Source organism: Aquamicrobium sp. LC103 (assembly GCF_001014615.2).
GTDB lineage: Bacteria > Pseudomonadota > Alphaproteobacteria > Rhizobiales > Rhizobiaceae > LBCQ02.
In genome coordinates, this window is record NZ_LBCQ02000018.1 from 11,596 (window position 1) to 31,454 (window position 19,859).

Sequence of the window (19,859 nt, forward strand, 5' to 3'; positions counted from 1 at the left end):
CGGAGGCATCGATGCGGATTACCGGAAAGACCGGCATCATGTTCGTGCTCGCGCATCCCGTCGGGCACGTGCGAGCGAGCGCGGTGCTCAACGAATATTTTCAGGCGCGAGGCCTCGATTTCGCCGCCGCCCCTCTTCAAGTCGCGCCCGAAGATCTCGGCATCGTCCTCGACGGCATACGCGCTATGAGCAACGTCGCCGGCTTCGGCGTGACGATCCCGCATAAGATAGCCGTGATCCGACACCTCGACGCGATCACCGAGGAGGCACGCCGCTGCGGCGCGGTCAATTTCGTGCGTCGCGAGGCCGACGGGAACCTCATCGGCACCAACCTCGACGGCGTCGGCTTCGTCACCGGGCTTCGGGCGGCCGGTGTCGGGCCCGCCGGCAAGAGCATATTGCAGCTTGGCGCCGGCGGCGCCGGGCGAGCCGTCGCGTTTGCATTGGCCGCGGCGGGTGCTGGCGTGTTGACCATCGCGAATCGTGACGGGACGAAAGCCCGCGAACTTGCGCGGGCCGTCGCGACGGGCTTCCCCACGGTCGAAGTTCACGCCGGCAATGCGGCACGAGGACCGTTCGACTTGTTGGTCAACACCACGTCGCTGGGCATGAAACCCGACGATCCCTTGCCCTTCGATCTCGAACTCGTCGAGCACACCCCGGTGATCGCCGACATCGTCATGACCCCGCCTGAGACCAAGCTGCTTGCCACGGCCTCGCGCGCCGGGCGCGCCGTCGTGCCGGGACGGGCAATGCTCGACGCGCAGATGGATCTCGTCGCGAAATTCCTCAAAATTCACTAGCCGTATGAAATATGATATATAATATAAACAAAACGCGATCGGAGATGCACGATGGTTTGCTCCTTCAGGCATGACAGGTCTCACACCCTCTCCCGAAAGCTGAACGCGCCATGGCGCAATCCGCCTCGCGACGGCAGGTCGTCGGCATGAAGGCGGACGCGCCAAGGGTCGCTAGCGGCGCCAACATCACGATCGACGGCCTTGCCAAGCGTTTCGGCCAGGTCACGGCGGTCGATCATTTCAGCGTCGACATAGCGGCCGGCGAATTCCTCGCGCTTCTGGGACCGAGCGGCTCGGGCAAGACCACGGTTCTCATGAGCATCGCCGGCTTCGAATTCCCCACGGAGGGCAGCATCCGCATCGGCGGTGAGGACGTGACCTATACGCCCGCCAATCGACGCAATCTCGGCATGGTGTTCCAAAAATACACCTTGTTCCCGCATCTGAGCGTGCTCGACAATGTGGCCTTCCCGCTGAAGATGCGTGGCGTTTCCAAGCCGGAACGGCACAAAAGGGCCGAGGCGGCTCTCGCGACCGTGCGCCTGGCCGGTTACGGAAGCCGCATGCCGAACCAGCTTTCCGGCGGACAGCAGCAGCGCGTCGCGCTCGCGCGCGCGATCGTCTACCATCCCAGGGTCTTGCTGATGGACGAGCCGCTCAGCGCGCTCGACAAGAACCTTCGCGAGGAAATGCAGCTCGAGATAAAGCGGCTGCATTCCGAGCTCGGCATCACGGTCGTCTTCGTCACCCACGACCAGGCCGAGGCGCTCACCATGGCAAACCGGGTGGCGGTGCTCAAGGATGGGCGCATCCAGCAGATCGGGCCGGCGCCCGAGCTCTATGAGCGCCCCGCAAACCTGTTCACCGCCGGTTTCATCGGCGAGATGAATTTTCTGCCCGGCAGGCTCGCCGCCGCCGGGAAGACCCCCTCGATAAAGCTCGATGCCGGCCCCGAATGGCGGCTGCCCGCCGCCGCGCTGATCGACACGCCCTCCCCCGGACAAAGCGTCGTCGCCACCGTTCGCCCGGAACGGGTCTCGCTGGGTTCCGAAGGAGCCGCTGGAGCGATTCCGGTGCGTGTCCAAGACGTTGTCTACGCAGGCGCCGCCGTCCTTCTCATCGGTGTGGCCGACTGCGGCACGGAGCTTCGCGCGAGGCTTTCGGGCGTCAGCGAAGTCGCCGACCTGCGGCCGGGCGACATGGCTCACCTCGTCGTGCCGCCCGAAGCCGTCCTCCTCTATGCCGGAGCGGCAGCGGCATGAGCATTTTCGCCGCCACGCCCCCCGCGACCGCGTCCGGCGCTCTCGCCAGGCTCATGCGGTCCGACGGGCGCAGGATCAGCAGCCTCGGCTCGCTGCTTCTGATGGCGCCGTTCTTCCTCCTGATGGGCTTCGTCTTCGTCTGGCCGATCGTCAATCTCCTGGCGATCAGCGTGCTTGAACCGCAGCCGACATTCGACAATTACGGCCGCGTGCTCAGCAATCCCGTCTACGCACTGGTTCTGATGCGCACGCTCTGGATCGCCGTGCTCGTCACCGGCCTCACGCTTCTCTTCTCCTACCCCGTCGCCTATGCGATGACCCGCGCCAAAGGCCCGACGCTGGTGCTGATCACGGCCTGCGTGCTGCTTCCCTTCTGGTCGAGCGTGCTGGTGCGCACCGCGGCCTGGGCCGTGCTTCTTCAACGCAACGGCCTCGTCAACCAGGGCCTGCAATGGTTCGGCCTGACGTCGGAGCCCGTGCGCCTGCTCTACACTCAGGGCGCGGTCGTCGTCGCGATGACGCATGTGCTGATGCCGTTCATGATCCTGCCGATCTACGGTGCCCTCCGCAACATATCGCCCGACTACATGCGAGCGGCAGCCGTGCTCGGCGCGAGCCGAAGCCGCGCGTTCCGGGAGGTGATGCTGCCGCTCAGCCTGCCGGGCGTGCTCAGCGGGTCGATCCTCGTCTTCCTCACCGCGCTCGGCTTCTTCGTCACCCCGGCCCTCCTCGGCTCACCTCAGGAAATGATGATCGCGACGCTCGTCTCGCAGCAGATCCGCGAGACTCTCGACTGGCCGTTCGCGGCCGCGCTCGTCGGCGTTCTCACGCTGTTCGTCTCGCTCATCGCGGTGATCTTCTCGAAGGCGGTGCGCTTCGACCGGCTCATGGGAGGGCGCGAATGAACCCGCGACTGGACTACGGCCGCCTGTTCCTCAATGCCTATGTCTACGCGGTTCTGGCATTCGTTCTCGTGCCGATTGCCATCATCCTGCCGATGGCGTTTTCCGAGCCGTCCTACCTGACCTTTCCGCCACAGGGCTTCACCCTCGATTGGTTTTCGACCTATTTCGGCGATTCGCGCTGGATGGCGGCGACCTGGCTGAGCCTCAGGGTCGCCACGCTGACCGCGATACTTACCGCCGTCATCGGCACCATGGCGACCTATGCGATGGTGCGCGGCAGGCGCGGTTTCGGCTCGGTCTTCCAAGTTCTGCTGATGGGGCCGATCGTGATCCCCCACATTGCCATCGCGGTCAGCCTCTACATGTTCCTGAGCGCCATGGGCCTGCTGGGCACGATGTTCGGCTACGTCCTTGCACATACAGTGCTGGCGATGCCCTTCGTGGTGTTCACGGTCGCCGCCGCACTCTCGCGCGTCGATGCGGATCTCGAGGCGGCCGCAATGAGCTGCGGCGCGTCGCGGTTCACGGCCTTTCATCAGGTCACGCTGCCGCTGATCCTGCCGAATGTCGCCTCCGGCGGCCTCTTCGCTTTCATCATCTCGTTCGACGAGCCGGTGGTTTCCTTCTTCCTCGCCGGCATAAGGGACAAGACCCTGCCGCGCATGATGTTCGATGACATCGAGCAGAACCTCACGCCGGTCATTCCGGCCGTAGCCGTCATCCTGACCTTGGCGTCCGTGGCGATCATCTTCGGCACGGCGCTGCTGCGCCATCGGGCGCAGCGCATGCAGGCGATCGGGCGGGAGGCCTGATCGTCAAGTCCAACCAGCCAACGATAAAAACGGAGTGGAACATGGAAAGCAGGAAGGTCTTCTCAACCGCGGCGGTCGCGCTTGCGGCAATATTCTCGCTGGCGCCGGCCCAGGCGCAGGATCTCGGCAAGGAGCTCGTCATCGCCACCACCGGTGGCCTGATGCGCAACATGCTGGAAGAGCATATGTACGTCCCCTTCGCCAAGGCGAGCGGCGTCGAGGTCATCCCCTTCGATATCGAGGTGCCAGACCAGTGGGCGCGTGCCGAGGCGATGGCCCGCACCGGAAATATGGAATTCGACATCGTGACCGCGACCGGGCCGGACCTCGTCGACAAAGCCGAGATCCTGCACGAGATCGATTGTTCGGCGCTCAAGAACGTCGTCGAGTTCGGTGTCGATGGAGCGTGCGAGCCCTATGGCGTAGCGCGCACGACCGGCGGCATGCTCATCGCCTACGACAAGGAAGCATTCCCCGAGGGACCAGAGAACTGGGCGGATTTCTGGGACGTGGAAAAGTTTCCCGGGCCGCGGGGACTGCCGGATACGGGCGATCGCGACTGGTGGGTGCCCGCAGTCGCGCTGCTGGCGGACGGCGTCAAGCCGTCGGAACTTTTCCCGATGGACCTCGATAGGGCCTATGCCAAGCTCGATGAGATCAGGCCGCATATCGCGGTCTGGTGGAAGACGGGCAATCAGGTTCAGCAGATCATGCGCGACAAGGAGGTCGTCATGACCATGTCCTATTCCGGCCGCGCCCTGGCGACGATCAAGGAAGGTTCTCCGTGGGCGATGGCCTGGGGCGACGCGCTGAAGGACACCGGCTACATGTCGATCATGAAGGACGGGCCGAACGTCGCCGGCGCGCTTGCCTATCTCGACTTCTTCTATGGCAATGCCGATGCTCATCCGGTCTTCATGCGCGCCGTCAACTATGCCACGTCGAGCAAGGCCGGCCTCGAAAAGATGCCTCCGGAGGAACGCGTCCTCTACGCAACCGCGCCGGAGAACTATTCGAAGCTCGTCCAGCCCGACTTCAAATGGATCGGCGAGAACCGCGCGACGTTGCGCGATCGCTGGACCGCCTGGCTTACTCAGTAGTACTACCGGGACAAGGAGGAAGCGCACGCTCCTCCTTGTCCCTTCAACAGGCGAATGCGGTGATCCTTATGCAACCTCTCGCGGATATTCAGACGAAAAGCTTGTCGTCGCAGATCTACCTGCATCTGCGCCAGCAACTCATGTCGGCACGCTTCCATCCCGGCGACCGGCTGAAGATCCGCGATCTTGCCCAAAGCCTCGGCACCAGCGAGACGCCGGTGCGCGAAGCGCTCCTGCAACTCGTCAAGGACGGCGCGCTGGAGATGAAGCCCGGCTATTACATCCGGGTTCGGCGGGTGAACCTGAAGGAATATCTCGAAATCCGCGATATCCGCCTTCTGCTCGAGCCTCATGCGGCCCTGCAGGCGCTGCCGCATATCGACGATGCGTTCATCGATGAGCTTTCAGCCATTCATGACGTGCTCGTGCGCGCGGAGCGCGACAAGGATTATTCGACCGCGCTTCAAGCCAATTACGATTTTCACTTCTCCGTCTATCGCAAGTCGGAGATGCCGCATCTGATCGAAATGCTCGAACGCCTGTGGATCCAGATCGGGCCGCTGCTGACGTTCCTCTATCCCTACGGACATCCGACCTATGACGCCGATCATCAGCATCTGAACGTGCTCAAGGCGCTCAGGGCGCGCGATCCGCAGGCGATACGCGCGGCCTTCGAGGCGGATCTGATCGAAGGCGGGCGCAACTTCCTCCGCTATCTCGAAGAGATCGAAGGCAAGGACGTACCTGAAGCGCCCGACAATGAGGCGCCTCGGCGCCATACAGGACGAAGAGCCGGATAATGGATCACACGAGCGACCCCAACGCGGTACGGCATACGTTCGACCCGACCAGGTTCGACCTGGCGCGCGAGTTCCGCGACAGGCCGCTCGGGCCTTACAGCCTCGACCTGCAACGCCTGCTCGTGCGCATGCGATGGGGGCCGACGGCGGGCCGCTACGTGCTCCTGGTCCTCGAACCCGGAAAGCGCTGGCAACTCGGACAATTGCCGCCGAAGCGCGGCGACAAGGTCAAACTGTTCGAAGGCGTCGAATTCAGTTCATTGGCCGATGCCGAATGGCACGTCTTCCAGCTTCGCTGGAAAGAAATCGCTGGAATCCCTCTCGACCTGGAACGATCATGAGCGTCGAAACCAATCGCTTCCTCGGCTATCCCGATCGCCTCAGCGTTCCGACGGGCGAACGGATCGTCTTCCATCTGAGTTCAGCCGAAGCAGCCGTGGACGCCGCGATCGTACGCTTTCGTTGCGCGGATGCCGACGCGAGCGGACCGGGGCTCAGATACACGGTCCTTCCCTCCCCTGTCGATGGCGAGCATCCATGCACGGACCAGGAGATCAGGCCCGGCTCGGCGGCGATCGTGGAAGATGTCGGCCGCCTTGCCTTGCAAGGGTCCTGGTCGATCGGATGCCATGTCTGGCCAACGCGCCTGGACGACGAGAACCAGACGCTGCTCGCCCGCTGGTGTGACGAGACCGAGACTGGCTACGCCCTGTGCCTCAGCCCGCAGCGCGGGCTTTGTCTGCGGCTCGGAGCCGCCTCCGAAGGCCCGGTCGAAGTTTTCACGGACGCGCCTTTGCGGCCACGGCATTGGTACTGGGTCTCGGCTTCGTTTTCCGCCGAAACCGGCAAGGCGGTGCTCACGCAATGGCTGCTTGCCGACGGCGGGACGCCCGAGGAAATCATCGAACGCGAGTTCGACGTTTCGGGCGAGTGGGCCCTCGACGCAGGCATTCCCTTCGTCATGGCCGCCCACGCGGCCGCCAATTCGCCGCTGAAACTCGCCGGACATTTCGACGGCAAGCTGGATTCGCCAAGGATAGCGGCAGGTATCCACGCCGCCGCGGCGCTGCGCCATATCGAGCCCATGGCGCGCTCTGGTGCTCCCTCCAGCGAGGTTATCGCGTTCTGGGATTTCTCGATCGGGATCGACACGCTCGTCGTGCGCGATCTTTCCGCCAACGCCCTTCACGGCCGGCTGCACCAATTGCCGCGTCGCGCCGTCACCGGCGTCAACTGGAGTGGAACGGTCCACGACTGGCGACTCGCTCCGCGCGAATACGGCGCGATCCATTTTCATTCCGACGACCTCTACGATTGCGGCTGGACGCCGACGCTGAAGCTCGACGTGCCTGCGGACTGGCGCTCGGGCTTTTACGCGCTACGGCTGCGCCTGCCGGGCGAGGGAGATCGGGGAGCCCGGGATGTCGCGGTCGAGAGCTTCATCCCCTTCTTCGTCACGCCAGGAATCGGCCGCCCCCGCGCCCGGCTTGCGGTGGTGGCATCGACGGCCACCTATCTCGCCTATGCCAACAGCGCGCTGCGGCTCTATCACGTCCATTTCCAGGGACTGACCGAGCACGTGCTCCAGCTCACCTTCGACGACCTCTACCTGCAGGAGCACCCCGAGCTCGCGCAATCGACCTACGACACGCATGTCGACGGCAGCGGCCGCTGCTACAGTTCCTGGCTGCGGCCGATCCTCAACATGCGGCCGCGCGCCAACCCCTTCAACCTGGTCAGCGACACCCATTTCATCGACTGGCTCGAGGAGCAGGGCATCGACTACGACGTCATCACCGATGTGGAGCTCGACCGCGAGGGCGTGCGTGCCGTCGAACCCTATCGCGTGGTCTGCACGCTTACCCACCCGGAATATTACACGTTCAACATGATGAACGCCCTGCTGGCATACCAGAATGCCGGCGGGCGGCACATTTGCATGGGCGCCAACTCGTTTTACTGGCGCTGCGCCTTCCATCCCGTTGCCCCGGCCGCACTGGAGGTACGGCGTGGCATGGCCGGGACGCGAACATGGGAATCTCAAGCCGGCGAAGTTCATCTCGCCGGGACGGGAGAGCCCGCCGCCCTTTGGCGGCACAGCGGCTTTGCTCCGCAAAAGCTCGTCGGCGTCGGCTTTGCCGCGATGGTCTACGACCATCCAGGCTATTATTTGCGAACCGACGCCAGTGACGACCCGCGCGTCTCCTTCATCGTCGAAGGCATCGAAAAGGAAGAACGCATCGGCGATTTCGGCGTCCGCATCGGAGGAGCCGTCGGCATCGAAATCGACAGGCACGACATCGATCTCGGCAGCCCTGCTCACGCGATCGTTCTCGCCACCTCGCACGGGCTCGGCACGGGCGCCCTGCCGACGCCGGAGGAGTTCCGCACGATGGTGCACGGACTCGACGGCGAGCAGAACGCCCTCGTGCGCGCCGACATGGTGTTCTTCGAGACGCCCAATGGCGGCGCGGTCTTCGCGACCGGGTCGATTTCCTTCGCGCTCTCGCTCAGCACCAACGATTACCGGAACAATGTCAGCCAACTGACGGGCAACGTCGTTCGGCGCTTCCTTTCCGACGAGCCGTTCGCGATGCCGCGGCCGGCGGCCTGAAATCAAGTTTCGATCGAGGAGGCGTCATGTCCCGAAAGCCCGAGTTCCGCGGGCCCGAGCACGGCTCGTTCAATATCGCACCGCGCGTGGCCAAGGCGATGCATGCCGACGACCATTGGCACAGCAAACCCTGGTACGAGGCGCCGCGCGAGGACCCGGCGTTCCCCGAAGTCTACACCTACACCGACGCCATGTCCTACGATCCCGGCGACGAGGTACGGTTCCATTCGAGCTCGACCGCGCGGTCGTGGTCGCTCGAAATCTACCGCGACGGGGCGGAGCCTGAAACGGTCCACAAGGCCGAACTTCCCGGCTCGTTCCATCCGATGCCTTCCGAGGCCTATCGCAATGGATGCGACTGGCCGGTCGGCCACAACTGGCGCCTGCCCGAGGACCTGCGCTCGGGCTTCTACCGCGTCGTCTCCACCTGCATGAGGGCCGACGGAGGCCGCTTCGTCCAGCACCATTTCTTCGTCGTTCGACCCACCGCGGAAACACGCCGCGCAAGCATCCTGATGATCCTGCCGACCGCGACCTGGACGGCCTACAACGACTGGGGCGGCGCCAACCATTATTTCGGGATCGTCGGCCCGGAGCGCGACCGGCCCTCGCCTGTCCTGAGCCTCCAGCGGCCATGGACGCGCGGCATCGTGTGGCTGCCGGCGGGCGCCCCGCGCATTTGCGCCGATCCCGCGCCGGAAATGGGCGACGCGCCGCGATATCCGATGAAGGAATGGGCCTTCGCCAATGGGTTCGGCCAATATTACGCCGCCGCCGGCTGGGCACAATTCGACCGCCATTTCGTGGTGTGGGCGGAGCGCGAAGGCTATGAACTCGACTTCATCACGCAGACGGACCTGCATTACAGCCCGGAACGTCTCGACGCATATCCCTGCGTCGTGATCGTCGGCCATGACGAGTACTGGACGCGCGAAATGCGCCTCAACATAGAGGGGTACGTGGATCGGGGCGGCAATCTTGCCCGCTTCGGCGCGAATTTCCTCTGGCAGATCAGGCTGGACGACGACGGACGGACCCAGCATTGCTACAAGTTCAAGGCGGGGGAGGAAGACCCCGTTCGCGGCACGGATGCCGCCGAAACGCTGACGACCGCCTGGGAAGACAGGCACGTCGCATGGCCGGGCGCGTCCACCGTCGGCGTCAACGGGATGCAGGGCCTCTATGCCTCCTGGGGCGGATTCGCACCGCGCGGACAGAAGGGCTTCACCGTCTATCGCCCGGAGCACTGGGTCTTCGAAGGCACCGGGCTTCACTATGCCGACATATTCGGAGACAAGGCGCACATATTCGCCTACGAGGTCGATGGGCTCGACTACACCTTCCGCCACGGCCTGCCCTACGCGGTGCCGGCCGAGGGCATACCGGACGATATCGAAATCCTCGCCATGGCGCCTGCGGTGCTTGCCGAAGACGAGCCCGAGGGTGACGGGTTCCGCTATTATGTACGCGGCAGCGACCATGAAGGCCTCGTTCAGGCGGCCACGGGAGAAGCGACCCGCGAGAATCTGAAGCGCTACAAATACGGCTCCGGCATGATGGTGAACATGAAGCGCGGCAAGGGCGAGGTCCTCACCGCGGCCACCTGCGAATGGGTAATGGGGTTGAAACGCGGCGATCCCTTCACGCAGCAGATCACACGCAACGTTCTGGATCGCTTCTCCGCAAGGCGGTAGCGTTCATCCCGCAAGCGCTCGACCGCGGATCGAAACGGGCGCCGCGGCTTTTGTTACGGGCAGCCGCAACATTCTGTAACAAAGCTTTATTGTCCACCGCCCGTCGAATCTCGCAATTTGCCTTCGCGGCGGACCGTTTCACGGGCAACCGCAGGGCCGGTGCCACTCCCAAGCCCCCCGCCCCAAAGTGGCCCGGCCTGTTCTCCTCCCTTGTAGCCCAACGGCTCAGGCGCCTTGGAGCGGTTTCTCCGGTAGCAGCCTCTATACCTGGCGCAGCAACGCCAGGGTCGCTTCGTCCTCGCGCCCGGAGAAAAACACGCCCAGCGCGTCGCGAAAGACATTGTCGTCCGCCGCCTCGGCGCGCGCGAACAAAGTCATCGACGAGCCGAACTTCATGGCGTCGAGCGAGCCGAGGATGGTTTCCGCGCTTTCCGCGGAATGCATCAGCATGGCCCGCGTCGCGTCCTTCAGACGAGGTCCGAGGAGCGGATGGCGGAGATAGGCGCGCGCTTCGTCGAGAGAAGCGATGCCATAGCGCTGGGCGGCCGGGGAACGCCCGAGGCCACGCAATTGCGGGAAGACGAACCATATCCAATGGCTGCGCTTTCGCCCGGCGCGCAGCTCCCCGATCGCCGCGTCAAAGGCCGAAGCTTGAGCGTCGACGAAGCGCTGAAGGTCGAAAGGATCGTCGAACGGCATGCCACCTGTTGTCCGCGCGAAGGCCCGCAAGGTCAATACCGTTGCGGCTCGCCGCAGGGTCGCGCTCGCTTTGCCGAGCTACTGCTCCAGGAACGCGCGCGACATGCTGTCGGTGACCGGCTTGGTGAGATAGGAAAAGAAGGTCCTCTCCGCCGTCTGGATCATGATCTCCACCGGCATGCCGGGTGTCGGCGAAAAGCCGGGCACGCGTGCCAGCTCGCTGACCGGCAGATTGACGCGCGCCAGATAGACCTCGCGCTTGCCGTCACCGGCCGTGTCCGGCAGGGAATCGGCCGAGACGTAGTAGACCTCTCCATTCAGCACGGGCGTGGTACGGAGATTGAGCGCGGTGAGCCGGACCGTCGCCTTCTGTCCTATCTTGACGTTGTCGATCTCGGTTCGCGGCACCTGCGTTTCGATGATCAGCGGAACGTCGGTCGGCAATATTTCCAATATGCTCTTGCCGCTTTCGATGACGCCGCCGGACGTGTGGTAGAGCATGCGCACGACCGTGCCTTCGACGGGCGCGACGATCGTCGCCCGCCCCAGCACGTTCTCGGCTTCCCGCATCTGCTGACGCACGCTGTCAAGCTCGGCTTCGACGCTCTGCAGCTCGTCGAGCGCCGCCTGCTTGTAGGCGGCCATGGTCTGGCCGATCTGCTGCTCATGCTTCTTTATCTGGGCGAGCGTTTCTGAAACCTCGGCCGCCAGCCGGCCCATCTGCCCTTCCGCGTCGGCGATGGCACGCTCGATGGCCTTGACCTCCGTGTGGCGCAGGAGCCCCTTTTCCATGAGGATTTTCTTGCCCACGCGTTCTTCCTGAAGCAGCACCAGTTGCCGCTCCATGGAACCCTGCTCTTGCCGATAGCCGCCTGCCCGGAATTCCAGCGCCCTTATGTTCTGGCTGAGCAATCCGATCTCGCTCTCGAGCTTGCTGCGGGAGGCCTCGAAATTACGTTCCTGGCTCAGCATGATCGCCTCGACATCGTCATCCGAGCGGTTGTCCATGATGATCTCGGGAAATGTCACTTCCTTCTCGCCGGCCGCCTCCGCCATCAACCGTGCGTGAATGCCTTCGAGCCGCAGCCTGCGAAGGAAGAACTGGCGCTCGTTGGCGCGCGCCGCGGTCTCGTCGAGCTTCACCAGCGGCTGGTTGAGCTCGACATAATCGCCCTCGCTGACCAGCAATTCGTTGATGATGCCGCCTTCGAGATGCTGCACGATCTTGTTCTGCCCGGTCGCCACGAAGCTGCCCTGGGTGATCACAGCCGCGGCCAGCGGCGCGGTCATCGCCCAGGTGCCGAACCCGCCGAAACAGACCGTCAGAAGGGCAAGCCCGACGATCGTCTGCTTGCTGATGGAGCGTGGAACGTCAGCATACCATTCCAGATCGTGATGCAGTGCCGAATTGCTCATTTCCCGCCCCTTCATTCGAACTGGGTCGCCAGCGGCCCGGCGCCGCCGGGAGCCATGCCGCGCGCCGCCAGCGCCTGCAGCACGTCCTGTCGGCCGCCGAACAGCGCCACCGTGCCATTGGTGAGCAGCAGGATTTTGTCGACGTTCCTGAGAAGCGCTGGTCTCTGCGTGATCGTGATCACAGTGATCTTCTCCCGCTTGGCATGCGCCAGCGCGCGGGCGAGCGCGGCATCGCCGGCGCTGTCGAGATTGGAATTGGGTTCGTCGAGCACGACCAGGCGCGGATTGCCGAAAAAGGCCCTCGCAAGCGCGATGCGCTGCTTCTGACCGCCCGAAAGCGGCGCTCCGTCGGCGGCCACGAAGGTCTCGTAGCCTTGCGGGAATGTCGCAATCATCTCGTGGACGTCGGCCAACATCGCGGCCTGGTAGATGTCGGCATCGCTCGCGTCCTCGCGCATGCGCGCGATGTTCGCCTTGATGCTCGCCGGGAACAATTGGACGTCCTGCGGCAGATAGCCGATGTTCTCGCCGAACTGCCGCTGATCCCAATTCCGCAAATCCATCAGATCGAGGCGGACATTCCCGGAAGTGGGCAGGATCGAGCCGACCAGCATCTTGCCGAGCGTCGTCTTGCCGGCGCCGGAATTGCCGATGATGGCGAGGGAATCGCCGGGCGCGAGCGAGAAGGTGATGCCGTTGAGAACCACCCGCTTCGTGCCCTGCGGCACGAACAGCAGGCGCTCGACATCGAGCCTTCCCTCGGGGCGCGGCAAATGGAGGCGTTCGAAATTGAGCGGCGAGGATTGCAGCAGCGCCGATATGCGGCCGTAGGCGGCGCGCGACTGCACGAACTGGTTCCAGCCCTCGATCGCGCCCTCGACCGGCGCGAGCGCGCGGCCGGCGATGATGGAGGCGGCGATCACCATGCCGCCGGTGATCTCGCCCTCGATCGAGAGAAACGCGCCCCAGCCAAGCATGGCCACCTGCGTCAAAAGGCGTGCCGCCTTGGAGGTCGCGGCCGAAACGATGTTGCGGTCCTGCGCGATCACCTGGGCCTTGAGCGACCCTGCCGTGTCCTTTCCCCATATCCGTACGGCCTCGGGGATCATCGCCAGCGCGTTGATGATCTGCGAGTTGCGCGACATGGAGTCGAGATGAAGGTTCGCCTTGCTCTGATGGGCGTTGGCTTCGCCGAAGGGCGCGGCCGTCGCGCGCTGGTTGAGCGCGGCAATCACGAGCAGCGCCAACATCGAGCCGACCACGATGAAGCCCAGATGGATATGCACGAGAAAGACCGCGAGAATGAACAATGGCGCCATCGGCGCGTCCAGGAATGCGAGCAGCGTGCCGGAAACCAGAAATGAGCGAAGCTGCTGGAGATCACCGAGCGTCTGATATTCACGACCGTTGCTGTTGAGCGAGGCGCGCGCGGCGGCGCTGAGGATCGGCGTGCCGAGCTGCGCGGCCACCTCGACCGCCGTCCGCATCAGGATGAACCTGCGGATCGCGTCGAGCGCCGCCTGCAACAGGACGGCACCCACGATCACGATTGTCAGCATGATCAGCGTGTCGATGGATCGGCTGGTCAGCACCCGGTCCGAGATCTGGAACAGATAGATCGGGATCGCCAGGACGAGGATGTTGCTCGCCACGGTGAAGATCATGACGACGAGCAGGTTCTTCCGGACCGCCTCGATGCCCGCCTGGAGGTTCTGCGCGAAATTGATAGGGCCGAGACGGCGATGGAAATGTCCGCCGCCACCTCCTCCCCCGCCGCCCTTGTCGACATCGTTGCCGCCGCCCGTCGGCGAGCGGTCTTCGACCTTTATCGGATCGCGGTCACCTTCGATGATGAGCGTACCCGGCTTGCCTGGCCTTGCCTCGAAATCCTGTCCAGGTTGCGCCTCGGCGCGGTTGTCCTGCGCTTCCGGACGCGGTTCGCTCTCCGCCCGCCCGGCTCTATGTGCCTCGTCGCGGATCGGAACGGACGAGCCGGCCGCGGCCTCAATCCGCGGCTCCGTCAATTTCCTTGCGGTTCCCGTCGGGATCGCCCGGCTTCCCTCGGTTCCGACCGGAGCTTCCGGGTCCGGTTCCAGAATCTCCGCCTGCGGCGAAGGGTCCGCCACTTCAACGGAAGACGTGCGGTTTGAGAGCGACTGTGTCGCCTGTTTCAATTCCACGATCGCGCGGTCCAGTTCGGCCATCGAGCGGTCGACGATCTCTTCCTGCTTGTGAAGCATCTGCGAGAGAGACCTTGCCGAGCCCGGTTCACTCGTGCGGGTGAAGCCGGGCTCGCCACTCTCGCCGGTAAAAGGCCGCCAGGGCTGCGCGCGCGTATGTTCCATCTGGTCCTCTGAAACGGGGCTCAAGCAAGCATCGTCTGCATGACGTCGGGGTGCGGAGCGTCGTGATGGGCGGGATGCGGCATGGCGTCGTCGTCCGTCCCGGCGAGCTCGTCGTCGAGGAACGCGATGGCTTCGTTGACCAGCTTGTCCGGATCCTGTCCGCCGAGTTCGGGATTGCTGGAGATCAGCTCCGCCTGGATCAGGATCTCATCGGAATATTTGTCGCCGCCGACATAGGTTTTTCCGGCGGAATCGAGATCGGTGATGCCCGCGATGTTGATCAGCGCGTTCGAACCGGTGCTCAAGGTCCAGTCGGCATCGGGGAAGCTGTCCTCGATGCCGTTCATCGCAAGCGCGACCTGATCGGAATCTCCGAGGATGTTGGTCTGCTTGATGTATTGCAGATCGAGGATGCTCCCCGATATGTAGAGGACGCGCAGCCCTTCCAGGCCTGAAAAGGCGTCGTCCTTCAATACGCTGGACGAGAGCGAGTTTTTGCCGGCCTTGAGATCTCCCGCGGTGTCGAGATAGTAGGAAGGCAGCGCTTCGAAGCGGTCCGCGGCGCCGATATTGACGATCTCGGCGGAATTCCAGAGCAGATTGCCGCTGGTGGACAGCGAGGCTTCGCCGGTCATGTGGAAACCTGCGACGCCGCCTATCATATCGTCGTCGAGCAGAACGTTCATCTGATGGATGAAGTTCGCGTCGTAAATATCCCCGCCTACTATGATCAAGTCATAGTAAAGACCGAGCTCGGTCAGCGAAACATCGTTGCTCGCCATATTGTCGCCGGTCGTCACCATCGTCTTCACGCCCGACGACGACAGCACGTGCACGTCGTTGTCCATCATGAAGCTGAACTGCTCGATCCAGTTCATGATCAAGAGGTCGCCGTCGATGCGCGTGACGACCCAATCGGTTGGGAAACCGCCGAGCGCGGCATCGGCCTGACCGTCCCCGGCCGGGTCGACCCGCGAGAAAGTAGCGATGTTGAAGGCCTGCGTTGCCTCCGCCGGATCAAATGTCCAATCGGCGAGGCTGGAACCGATCGCGTCGCTATCGCTCCAGACGTTGATCTGAACGATCGCGTTGACTTCGGTGTAATTGCCAAGCGTCGCGACGACCGCGCCGGCCTGCCAGTTGTTGGTGAGAAGGGCCGTGTTGACCAGGGTATTTTCGCCGGCCACCACTTGCACCGAGGGATCGATCGCCACCAGGCCGCCCCCATCGACGAAGGTAGCGGTTTGCGTCGGCGTCTCCTCTTCCTCCTCGTCTTCCGCGGGGAGATGGTCCTTGAGCTTCGGAAGTTCGTCGACGGCTTCGCCGTTCACGAAGGAGCCCTTGATCGTTTCCTGATGAACGACATGGACGTCGCCGTCATCCTGATGTTCGACGACGAAACTTTCCAGCGCCGAGGCCGCGTCGAGGATGAAGTCTTCGATCCCCTCGGCGGAAGCCGGCACGTCCTGGTGCCCGAACGGCGAAAGCCGGGCGGCGCCGTGCAGCAGCGATGCCAGTTCGGCACCCGCATCCATCTCGGGACTGAATACCAGCCCGTGTCCGCCGGCGCCCACATAGTCGTTGTCGGAAAGATGGATTTCCTGGTTCGCGACGACTGCGATCGAGCCGGGAGGATCGATGGTGCGCTCGAAAGTCGACGTGAGCGGACGAACGCCTTCGGAAATCAGTTCCATATGTGGTGGAACGACGTCGGACCACGGAATGAGAATCGGTATCGGCTGAAGATCCACGTGGGACCACGGGATCACCTTCTCCAGCTCGGGGCCGAGCAGTTGGTAGCGCAGGCCGGGATCCATCCCGACGAAGTCGAACGGTGCGCGTGAGCCGGCATCGACGTCCGGCAGCGGAGGCTGTGTCTCCGCCGAGGCGCGCAGCGCCTGAAATTCCTCGTAGTCCTTGCGCAGGCGGGCCTGCTCGACCTTTATCTCGAACAGTCCGATGAAATGGGCGATGGTCTCGGTAATCTTGTCCATCAGCACAGGGGTCGCCTCCCGTCATGGGATCGGACCCGCCCAGGACCGATCTTTCATTCTTTTCCCCCCAAGGAGCCTGCGCGGGTCGCCCCGCGCAGGCCATGGATTGATTTCCGCGTTTGCGGACTGCACCTCCCCTAGACGTCTTCGCCGGTGAACGTGCTGGTGAGATCGCCACCGACCACGGTCATGTCGATCGTGTTGCCTTGGAGGTTGGCTCCCATCACGATGCTCTGGTTGAAGGCGGACACATCGATGGCCGCTTCGGCATGAGCTTCCGAAATGCCGTTGACGATGCCGTCGTCGCCATTGCCGGAACCCCACTGGCCGCCGGCACCGCCGGCGCCACCAGCGCCGCTGATCGCGTTGCCGCCATTGCCACCGTTGCCGCCGTCGCCGCCCCAGGCATAACCGCCATTGGCCGCACCGCCGGTGCCGTCGCCGGCCCAGGCGCCGCTTAGGCCTTGCCCGCCGGTGCCCGCGCCGCCGGTCGAATCACCGATCGTCGCCGCGCCGCCGGTTGCGCTGCCGCTCGTGCCTGCGCCGCCAGCGCCTGCGCCGCCCGTACCGGAGCCACCGGCTCCGCCTGCGCCGCCAAGTCCGGCACCTATGCCGAGCCCGACGCCGGCGCCGAAGCCGAGGCCTGCACCCAGGCCGCCATCGGCCGCGCCGCCGTCACCGCCGGCCGCGCCGTTGCCGCCGCTGCCCTCGCCGCCAGAGCCGCCCGTTCCCGAGCCGCCCATGCCGCCGGGGCCGCCGCTACCGGCCGCGCCACCTGCGCCACCGGCCGCCGCCGCAGCAGCAGCGGCTGCGTCTGCCGCGGCGCCGCCAAGGCTGGCCGCAGCCGCGGCTGCTGCCGCATCCGCCGCCGCCGCGCCGTTGCCGCCGTCGCCGGCCGAACCACCGGAGCCACCGGAACCGCCGGCTCCACCGGTGCCCGCCCCGCCGCTGCCGCCGGAACCCGAACCGCCGCTGCCGCCCGCGCCGCCGGCACCTGCCGTGCCGCCGTCACCGCCGGAGCCGACGCCGAGTCCGAGGCCGCCAAGGCCGAGGCCCGTGCCGGAGCCGGAACCGCCGGCTCCACCGGCCGCGCCGGTGCCCGCACCGCCGGTGCCTGCACCGCCGCTCGCCGCACCGCTGGCGCCAATACCGCCGGCCGCGATACCGCCGAACGCGATACCGCCGAGGCCCGCGCCACCGGTCGCCGCGCTGGAGGCGTTGCCACCGGTGCCCGCGCCGCCGGCCGCAGCGCCGCCATTGGCGTTGCCGCCGCCTGCGCCGTTACCGCCATTGCCGCCCCAGGCGTCGCCGCTCGATCCGCCGCCACCGCCCGCGTCGATGCCTTCCGCACCGTAGGCCGTGCCGCCGTTCGCATCGCCATTCTGCTCGAAAGGCGCGAGATTCTGCAGGGTGGCATTTTCGAGCGTGTCATTGTCCTCGAGGTTTGCGACCTGGTTCTGCAGGAAGGCGCTGTCGTTTCCAGCACCGTTCAGCGAGCCGTTGAGAATGTCGTCGAAGGAGACGTCATCACCGGGATTGTAATGAATCTCACCATCGCGATTCACGAACAGGTTGCCGACCGAGGATTGATTGAGATCGATATCGGCGAAGTCGTCGTCGGTCGGATCCCAACCGTCGAGGTTCAGCCCGACATTCACGTCCACGGTCGTCTGGCTGGTGTTCGTATTGGTGTTCGTGTTCGTGCTGGTATTGGTGTTCTCGTTACCGTTCAGGTTCAGGTTGCCATTCCCGTTGAGGTTCAGGTTTCCGTTTCCGTTCAGGTTGCCATTGCCGTTACCATTGGCGTTGGTGTTTTCATTCACCGACTCCTGGTACTGGTCCTGGCTTTGATCCTGCCCCTGGTCCTGGCCTTGATACTGGTCCTGGCTCTGATCCTGATGCTGGTCCTGGCTCTGGTCGCCCGGGTCATAGACGAGATCGTCGAAGGCGACATTGTACTGGTCGTCTCCGAACAATTGGATACCAAACTGCTGAGTACCGTTGTTTTTGCTACCCATTTCAATGTCCTCGGTTGAGCCGCGGACAGCGTAACCACCCTTCATCTATTACGGCGGCCTTGAGCTGCACGCGGACGATTGAGTGCTGACTGCACCGTGCAGTTACTCACCAGGATCGCCCGCGGCCGAAGCCGTCGGCTCTCCTCCCCAAAACGCGTGCGGAGGTGTGCGGGCCTTCACCCCACACTAAGACATATGGCGCCGAACACCTCCGCTTATGGACTGCCGCAACAGGCGGATGCCTGTCGCTCCGGCAGTCCCGGCCCGCGCCCAGGATCGAAGCTTGTTCCTCGAAGCCCCGAAACGCTAGCTGCCTATTAGAGCTATCCGGACCCTACGCCTTTTGATCGCGGCGACAGCCGCGCTCCGGCCCGTGCGATGCGCTCAAGCCTATGATATAGCTGCATTTATTCCGGAGCATGTCGACCGTGCGACAATGGCCTACCACCTTCGGTGAGTATCCGGGGCCTCGGAGGAATGGTATTGGCCGAATGCGCCCCGGCTCGCCGGCGTCGGGACGGGTCGATCGTGTCGAAACATCGACCGTCTTGTATGATGGATCGCGATCTGCCGCCGCGAATTCGCAGGACTGAGGATGGAACGGAAGGCCGCTCTTACAACTACAACGCAGCCGCAAGCGAAGCGGGATGCCGTCACGGGTCCGCGCTTTCAGGAGATCCTGCTCCTCATCGGACAGTTGAACTACACCTGGACCAACACGGAAAGCCTGCTCATCTATCTGATCGCCGGTCTCGCGCGGGTCGACAAGGAAACCGCCATCGTGATTTTCCTGACCCTGAACACGACCCGGGCGCGCATCGAACTGGTGGAACGACTCACCAAGCTCGCAAAAACGCCGACCGAGCACAGGCGCGAAATCCTCGCCATAACCGAGCAACTGACCAAACAGGCGAAGCTGCGGAACAAATACAGCCATTGCATCTACTCGTTCGACGAGGCCGGCATGTCGGGCAGCACGCAGCTCATGCGCATATTTGATGAGAAAGACGGCATCAAATATGGAAAGGTTGAAGAACTTAACGATATAGAGGTCGGCAAGGTAAAGAATTGCATTAACGAGATACAAAAAATAAATCAGAACATATGGTCCATTGTCAGGAAATATTCCTACCCTTGCTGACTGACGGGCTACCTCTTGGGGAGGTCTGTTTCCTCCCGCGTCGACGGGCGCAGCAACGCGTAAGCTCCCGCCTCTCCCGATCGTTGCCCGCGAGAATTCCCGACAGCCGCCGCTGAACCAGCATCCCGCGATTGTGATCGATTTTTCGATTTACACGCGCCAAATTGCGTCCACAGTTATGAGGAACCTTGGACGTAGGAAGGAGTTGATTCGAGTAGGCAAGCGTTGGTCAGGCAATGACCCTGTTGCAATCTAA

Annotated in this window: 15 protein-coding genes; 10 read left to right on the plus strand and 5 right to left on the minus strand. The window is 63.9% G+C overall.

Features of this window, described 5'->3' with window-relative positions:
• The first annotated feature begins 11 nt into the window (after positions 1 to 11).
• From XW59_RS27540 to XW59_RS27580, 9 genes are all read left to right on the plus strand, one after another.
• On the plus strand, positions 12 to 803 hold the full coding sequence (locus XW59_RS27540; RefSeq protein WP_047148899.1) for a shikimate dehydrogenase: 792 nt from the start codon (positions 12 to 14) through the stop codon (positions 801 to 803).
• 110 nt (positions 804 to 913) lie between these two features.
• Positions 914 to 2,065 carry an ABC transporter ATP-binding protein gene (locus tag XW59_RS27545; RefSeq protein ID WP_246666248.1) on the plus strand — a complete coding sequence of 384 codons (1,152 nt, stop codon included), beginning with the start codon at positions 914 to 916 and terminating at the stop codon, positions 2,063 to 2,065.
• Between the two features lie 53 nt (positions 2,066 to 2,118).
• Positions 2,119 to 2,970 (plus strand): ABC transporter permease, encoded by an 852-nt coding sequence (locus XW59_RS27550; protein ID WP_047148931.1) that lies wholly within the window; start codon positions 2,119 to 2,121, stop codon positions 2,968 to 2,970.
• Positions 2,967 to 3,782, plus strand: a complete 816-nt coding sequence (locus XW59_RS27555) for an ABC transporter permease (RefSeq protein WP_047148898.1) — start codon at positions 2,967 to 2,969, stop codon at positions 3,780 to 3,782. The genes XW59_RS27550 and XW59_RS27555 overlap by 4 nt, the downstream gene beginning before the upstream one ends.
• A 41-nt stretch (positions 3,783 to 3,823) precedes the next feature.
• A complete protein-coding gene (locus tag XW59_RS27560) occupies positions 3,824 to 4,882 on the plus strand; it encodes an extracellular solute-binding protein (RefSeq protein WP_052958560.1) in 1,059 nt (352 codons plus the stop codon).
• A 101-nt stretch (positions 4,883 to 4,983) separates the two neighbouring features.
• Positions 4,984 to 5,682 carry a GntR family transcriptional regulator gene (locus XW59_RS27565; RefSeq protein ID WP_246666249.1) on the plus strand — a complete coding sequence of 233 codons (699 nt, stop codon included), beginning with the start codon at positions 4,984 to 4,986 and terminating at the stop codon, positions 5,680 to 5,682.
• Complete coding sequence (locus XW59_RS27570; protein ID WP_047148896.1) at positions 5,682 to 6,023, plus strand: hypothetical protein; 342 nt, start codon at positions 5,682 to 5,684, stop codon at positions 6,021 to 6,023. The genes XW59_RS27565 and XW59_RS27570 overlap by 1 nt, the downstream gene beginning before the upstream one ends.
• Positions 6,020 to 8,296 carry a N,N-dimethylformamidase beta subunit family domain-containing protein gene (locus tag XW59_RS27575; protein ID WP_047148895.1) on the plus strand — a complete coding sequence of 759 codons (2,277 nt, stop codon included), beginning with the start codon at positions 6,020 to 6,022 and terminating at the stop codon, positions 8,294 to 8,296. Before XW59_RS27570 ends, XW59_RS27575 begins: the two co-directional genes overlap by 4 nt.
• Positions 8,297 to 8,394: 98 nt before the next feature.
• A complete protein-coding gene (locus XW59_RS27580) occupies positions 8,395 to 9,990 on the plus strand; it encodes a N,N-dimethylformamidase beta subunit family domain-containing protein (protein WP_170990244.1) in 1,596 nt (531 codons plus the stop codon).
• A gap of 261 nt (positions 9,991 to 10,251) precedes the next feature.
• On the opposite strand, the gene XW59_RS27585 is transcribed toward XW59_RS27580, so the two are convergent.
• From XW59_RS27585 to XW59_RS27605, 5 genes are all read right to left on the minus strand, one after another.
• On the minus strand, positions 10,252 to 10,689 hold the full coding sequence (locus tag XW59_RS27585) for a DUF1810 domain-containing protein (protein ID WP_047148893.1): 438 nt from the start codon (positions 10,687 to 10,689) through the stop codon (positions 10,252 to 10,254).
• Positions 10,690 to 10,767: 78 nt separating this feature from the next.
• Positions 10,768 to 12,105, minus strand: a complete 1,338-nt coding sequence (locus XW59_RS27590) for an HlyD family type I secretion periplasmic adaptor subunit (RefSeq protein WP_047148929.1) — start codon at positions 12,103 to 12,105, stop codon at positions 10,768 to 10,770.
• An 11-nt stretch (positions 12,106 to 12,116) separates the two neighbouring features.
• Entirely contained in the window at positions 12,117 to 14,450 is a 2,334-nt protein-coding gene (locus tag XW59_RS27595; protein WP_136068535.1) for a type I secretion system permease/ATPase, read from the minus strand.
• A 20-nt stretch (positions 14,451 to 14,470) separates the two neighbouring features.
• Complete coding sequence (locus XW59_RS27600; protein ID WP_047148892.1) at positions 14,471 to 16,444, minus strand: hypothetical protein; 1,974 nt, start codon at positions 16,442 to 16,444, stop codon at positions 14,471 to 14,473.
• Between the two features lie 137 nt (positions 16,445 to 16,581).
• Positions 16,582 to 18,462, minus strand: coding sequence for a hypothetical protein (locus XW59_RS27605; RefSeq protein ID WP_246666250.1), 1,881 nt, complete (start codon positions 18,460 to 18,462; stop codon positions 16,582 to 16,584).
• Between the two features lie 595 nt (positions 18,463 to 19,057).
• On the opposite strand from XW59_RS27605, the gene XW59_RS27610 reads away from it, so the two are divergent.
• Complete coding sequence (locus XW59_RS27610) at positions 19,058 to 19,603, plus strand: hypothetical protein (RefSeq protein WP_246666251.1); 546 nt, start codon at positions 19,058 to 19,060, stop codon at positions 19,601 to 19,603.
• The last annotated feature ends 256 nt before the right edge of the window (positions 19,604 to 19,859 follow it).

Bases quoted from the DNA above. Each gene is read 5' to 3' on its own strand.
- XW59_RS27580 (WP_170990244.1), top strand. From the start codon at position 8,395: ATGCATGCCGACGACCATTGGCACAGCAAACCCTGGTACGAGGCGCCG.
- XW59_RS27540 (WP_047148899.1), top strand. From the start codon at position 12: ATGCGGATTACCGGAAAGACCGGCATCATGTTCGTGCTCGCGCATCCC.
- XW59_RS27590 (WP_047148929.1), bottom strand. From the start codon at position 12,105: ATGAGCAATTCGGCACTGCATCACGATCTGGAATGGTATGCTGACGTT.
- XW59_RS27560 (WP_052958560.1), top strand. From the start codon at position 3,824: ATGGAAAGCAGGAAGGTCTTCTCAACCGCGGCGGTCGCGCTTGCGGCA.
- XW59_RS27550 (WP_047148931.1), top strand. From the start codon at position 2,119: ATGCGGTCCGACGGGCGCAGGATCAGCAGCCTCGGCTCGCTGCTTCTG.
- XW59_RS27600 (WP_047148892.1), bottom strand. From the start codon at position 16,444: ATGGACAAGATTACCGAGACCATCGCCCATTTCATCGGACTGTTCGAG.
- XW59_RS27595 (WP_136068535.1), bottom strand. From the start codon at position 14,450: ATGGAACATACGCGCGCGCAGCCCTGGCGGCCTTTTACCGGCGAGAGT.
- XW59_RS27605 (WP_246666250.1), bottom strand. From the start codon at position 18,462: ATGGGTAGCAAAAACAACGGTACTCAGCAGTTTGGTATCCAATTGTTC.
- XW59_RS27585 (WP_047148893.1), bottom strand. From the start codon at position 10,689: ATGCCGTTCGACGATCCTTTCGACCTTCAGCGCTTCGTCGACGCTCAA.
- XW59_RS27610 (WP_246666251.1), top strand. From the start codon at position 19,058: ATGGAACGGAAGGCCGCTCTTACAACTACAACGCAGCCGCAAGCGAAG.
- XW59_RS27575 (WP_047148895.1), top strand. From the start codon at position 6,020: ATGAGCGTCGAAACCAATCGCTTCCTCGGCTATCCCGATCGCCTCAGC.
- XW59_RS27545 (WP_246666248.1), top strand. From the start codon at position 914: ATGGCGCAATCCGCCTCGCGACGGCAGGTCGTCGGCATGAAGGCGGAC.
- XW59_RS27555 (WP_047148898.1), top strand. From the start codon at position 2,967: ATGAACCCGCGACTGGACTACGGCCGCCTGTTCCTCAATGCCTATGTC.
- XW59_RS27570 (WP_047148896.1), top strand. From the start codon at position 5,682: ATGGATCACACGAGCGACCCCAACGCGGTACGGCATACGTTCGACCCG.